The sequence below is a fragment of the Microcystis sp. M49636_WE2 genome (genome assembly GCF_030065375.1).
Taxonomy (GTDB): domain Bacteria; phylum Cyanobacteriota; class Cyanobacteriia; order Cyanobacteriales; family Microcystaceae; genus Microcystis; species Microcystis aeruginosa_C.
In genome coordinates this window covers 1-3,128 of record NZ_JASJFG010000739.1, presented here as the reverse complement: position 1 = coordinate 3,128, position 3,128 = coordinate 1, and the positions used below count along the sequence as shown (strand labels likewise).

4 protein-coding genes are annotated in these 3,128 nt (G+C 45.6%); 1 reads left to right on the top strand and 3 read right to left on the bottom strand.

Annotation, left to right across the window (positions count from 1 at the left end; all coding sequences use genetic code 11):
• Positions 1 to 386: 386 nt before the first annotated feature.
• From PX484_RS16930 to PX484_RS16920, 3 genes are read right to left on the bottom strand one after another with little or no spacing between them, the layout of a single operon-like run.
• Positions 387 to 875 (bottom strand): diacylglycerol kinase family protein, encoded by a 489-nt coding sequence (locus PX484_RS16930; protein WP_004163644.1) that lies wholly within the window; start codon positions 873 to 875, stop codon positions 387 to 389.
• Positions 876 to 903: 28 nt separating this feature from the next.
• Positions 904 to 1,416, bottom strand: coding sequence for an rRNA maturation RNase YbeY (ybeY, locus tag PX484_RS16925; RefSeq protein ID WP_288104868.1), 513 nt, complete (start codon positions 1,414 to 1,416; stop codon positions 904 to 906).
• An 11-nt stretch (positions 1,417 to 1,427) separates the two neighbouring features.
• Positions 1,428 to 1,613, bottom strand: a complete 186-nt coding sequence (locus PX484_RS16920; RefSeq protein ID WP_002797124.1) for a DUF3285 domain-containing protein — start codon at positions 1,611 to 1,613, stop codon at positions 1,428 to 1,430.
• Positions 1,614 to 1,923: 310 nt separating this feature from the next.
• On the opposite strand from PX484_RS16920, the gene PX484_RS16915 reads away from it, so the two are divergent.
• Positions 1,924 to 3,128: RecQ family ATP-dependent DNA helicase (locus tag PX484_RS16915; RefSeq protein WP_288104865.1), on the top strand; the 1,205-nt coding region annotated here is incomplete at its 3' end.

The following is a 3,128-nucleotide window of genomic DNA, read 5'->3' as shown; positions in this document are numbered from 1 at the left end:
GAGTGATCAGGGGGAAAATTGAGGTACTTTTTCCCTGAAAATTAGGTAGTTGACCACCTGAAAATCGGTAAAACCCTACACCCCACACCCCACACCCCACACCCTACCCCCAGGAAAAACTTTTTCAGCAGACCCTACTTATCAGTGATCAGTTATCAGTGATCAGTTAAGCTGTTGACTATCTAATATTACTGGTTAAGACTGCACCGCAGTGCCGGAGTTGGCAGCAGGGAGAGGAAGTTCGAGCATTTGTACTGAAGTTTCCCCTACGCGGTTTAAATTCAGTAAACAGTAATCAGTGATCAGATTTGAGTTTTCAGTTCACTGTTCACTGTTTACTGGACGGCTACGCCGTGCCTTTGGCAACACGGAAAAAAGCTTCCCGCTTAAACTAATAAATGGGGAATAAAAATAAAAGCCGCTACGAGTAAAGCGGCGATCGAGGCGATTAAAACGGCACCAGCGGCACAATCTTTCGCTATTTTGGCTAAATCATGGTAGGATTGCCCCACCGTCAGATCCACCACTGATTCTAGGGCAGTGTTGATTAATTCTAAGACCATCACCAGAGCGCAGGTAAGGGTGACAATCGCCATTTCCAGGGCATCAACCCGCAAAAATAAGCCCCAACTAATCGCTACTAGGGTAATCAGGGTGTGAATGCGAAAATTTCTTTGACTGACAAAAGCATAACGGACTCCGGCCCAAGCGTAGCGAAAACTGACTAATAGATTCGAGGCGACTTGCCAAGCGTATTCTCTTTGAGTCGAATTGTTGCCCTCACTCACCTGTCCCGATCGAGGGATAAAGTTATTGTTGAGATAGGGATTAGATAGGCTGGTAGATTGGTTGGCTTTATGATAGTTTGTCTTCATATTCCTCAATAATGCTTGACAAAAACAACTAACTATGTATCGGCATTTCGACGGTTTTTAACAAAGTTTCCTGTAAAGATAGCATTTCTAACAGACTTGTTTCATCGGGATGATCCCAACCCAAAAGATGTAAACAAGCGTGGGCAGTTAACCAGGCCAATTCTCGCGCCAAAGAATGATTTTGTGTTAAAGCCTGTTGTTGTGCTGTCTCCACAGAGATGATAATATCCCCCAAATATAAAGGTTCTGTCTCTAAAATGCCCTCATCCACTGGTAAATCCACTTCCAGAGCGGCAAAAGCGAGAACATCCGTCGGTTGATCTTTGTGGCGATATTGGCAATTATAGGTCTGAATTTCTCGATCGTCTGTTAAACGCAAACTTAGTTCATAACCGGCGGCAACGGGGAGATAATCCGATAGATAGCCTAACCATGTCTCCAACCAATAGTGCCAAGTTTCCCCATCCACAGGACTATTTCCGGGATCAAAATAATTATCCTGTAGGCATAAATCCACCCCTAGGGGCAAAGTCTCACTCACCAGATTTCATCCTAGGGACGCGTCAGATAGGAAACACCGACAAAAAAGCCTAATAGGGCTGCTGTAGTCAAAAAAAAGTGTTTTAACGAGACGCCTTTTTTCTTGACCATATTCCGCATCGCCAGCTTGACGTAACTGGGTTGCGCTTCGGTGGCGGTTTCTACTGCGGGGTCAGTGGTGCTAACAGGTTCAGTCATCAGTAATTCCCCAGACAAGGATTGATCGCTATAAGTGTAACAGATTATTAAAGAAGTGCAAAAAAAATTCAATTATGGGAAAAATTGTTACCCTTCCAGGATAGTAAAAACCGCTCAAACTGTTTAACCCAGAGGTTTCTAACCAGTTGCGCCTTTAAACCAGCCCCTGAATTTTGATACAAATGCTCTCCTCTCCCCCGCTCCCTTCTCCCCTCTCCCCAATTCATAATTCATAATTCCCACTCCCCACTCTCCTGCTCCCCAATTCATAATTCATAATTCATAATTCATAATTCCCAGCAGTTAACCCATGTCTTCCCAAGATACCGAAAGCATCCGGACTATTTTTCAGAAAATTTGGGGCTATGATAGCTTTCGCTTTCCCCAACAGGAGATTATCGAGACGATTTTAGCGGCAAAAGATGCCCTGATTGTCATGCCCACGGGATTCGGTAAATCTATCTGTTTTCAATTGCCCGCTTTATTAAAAACCGGCTTAACCCTAGTGATTTCCCCCTTAGTTGCCCTGATGGAAAATCAGGTGGAGGAATTATTAGCCAAAAAATTACCCGTTGCCCTGATTCATAATGAAATCCCCCGACAACAGAGAAAGAAAACCTTAGCAGCGATCGCAGATCAAACCCTGCGACTTCTCTATCTTTCCCCAGAAACCCTCTTAAGTCCGCCCCTCTGGTCAAAATTAACCCTTCCCCACGTTAAAATTAACGCTCTCATCCTCGACGAGGCCCATTGTTTAACCCAGTGGGGCGATAATTTTCGTCCTGCTTACCGTCGTCTTGGGGCTGTCCGTCCCGCTCTTCTACAATCAAAACCGGCCGGCAGCCAAATAGCGATCGCTGCTTTCACCGCCACCGCTAACCCCGCTACCCGTGAGACGCTCACCCGCATCTTACAACTAGAAAAACCACAGCTTTTCTTAATAAATCCTTACCGTCAAAACCTTGACTTAAGCACCAAAATATGTATTAGCCCCGGTTGTCGTCGTCATCAACTATTAAACTTCCTCACCGGTCAACCTCGACAATCCGGCCTGATCTATACTCGTTCCCGTCGCCATAGTGAAAATTTAGCGGCATGGTTGCAATCTCTCCATTATCGCACCAGTGCCTATCATGCCGGTTTATCCCCCTTTCAGCGTCGGGAAATAGAACAAAATTGGCTGCGGGGGGATTTAACTTTTGTTGTCTGTACCTCAGCTTTTGGCATGGGTATCAATAAACCCGACGTGCGTTGGGTTGTCCACTACCAACCCCCAGCTTTACTATCGGAATACCTACAGGAAATCGGCCGCGGTGGTCGCGATGGCGGTAAAATGCAGGCTCTCACCTTAATTAGTGAACCGACGGGATGGTTAGATAATAGCGATAAAAACCAGCAAAAATTCTTTAACTCCCAACAGGAACGCCAATACCGACAAGCTTGGCAAATTTTAGCCCAAATTCCCCTAGAGGGCAAAGTAGAGGCGATTAGTGCCGAATTTCCCGATGGTGCGCT

Coding starts and splice junctions, on each gene's coding strand:
- PX484_RS16930 (WP_004163644.1), bottom strand. CDS start 875: ATGAAGACAAACTATCATAAAGCCAACCAATCTACCAGCCTATCTAAT.
- PX484_RS16920 (WP_002797124.1), bottom strand. CDS start 1,613: ATGACTGAACCTGTTAGCACCACTGACCCCGCAGTAGAAACCGCCACC.